Below are 670 nucleotides of genomic sequence, written 5' to 3'. Positions count from 1 at the left end.
GATGTCCGCCGCGCGGGCCGGGACCAGGGGCGAGAGCAGTGCCGCGAGCACCACCGTGCCGGCGACCGAGCCGAGGAGCCTCCGCCCGGCGCCGCGCCGACGACGGCGCGCGCTCGAAGGATACGCGTGGGAGAACACGCTCCCGTTCCTGCCGGTGAACCCCACTGCCGCCCCCTACGCCCTGAACATGACGCCGAGAGACGTACGATCCCGTAGTGGCTGTTGGCTACCGTCTCCGGGCGAGGACGGCCGATAGGGCCAGAGAATGTAACCCCATGGCCACACGGGCGTGGCCGCCTCCCGCCTCTAGGGGGCGAAAACCGTGACGCCGCCGCTCGAGGCCGCCTCTTTGGGCCGCCCATATCGCCGCCCTGCGTCAGTTCGCACGGCCGAATCCGCTCGGTGACGAGCCGGATTGCGCTCCGGTGCCGGGACCGCGACGTCCCGCAGGAGCGGAAGGGTCCGCTCTCGCGCCCGGCGCCGGCCTTGAGCGTCCCCGCGTGCGGTCCGATCCCCGGCATTGCGCGCCTGCGTCAGGCGCGCCGCGTCGGCTTTTCCTTTTTGGCTTGCCCCGGGGGCCGCGTTCGGATGCCGGCCTTTCGCCTGGCGGTCGCGCTTGCCGTGACCGGGCGGCTTGGCCGGCGGCTTTGGCCCCCGCGCGGCGTCTCGA

General features: G+C 73.4%; 1 protein-coding gene. It reads left to right on the top strand.

The genetic code is table 11. The features are described from left to right. Positions 1-486: 486 nt before the first annotated feature. The coding region (locus AC2W7M_RS26900; protein ID WP_486136287.1) for a hypothetical protein at positions 487-670 on the top strand (184 nt) is incomplete at its 3' end.

It is taken from the genome of Xanthobacter sp. BG11Y11_SDJG (assembly GCF_057364445.1).
This window is presented reverse-complemented; position numbering and strand designations above follow the sequence as displayed.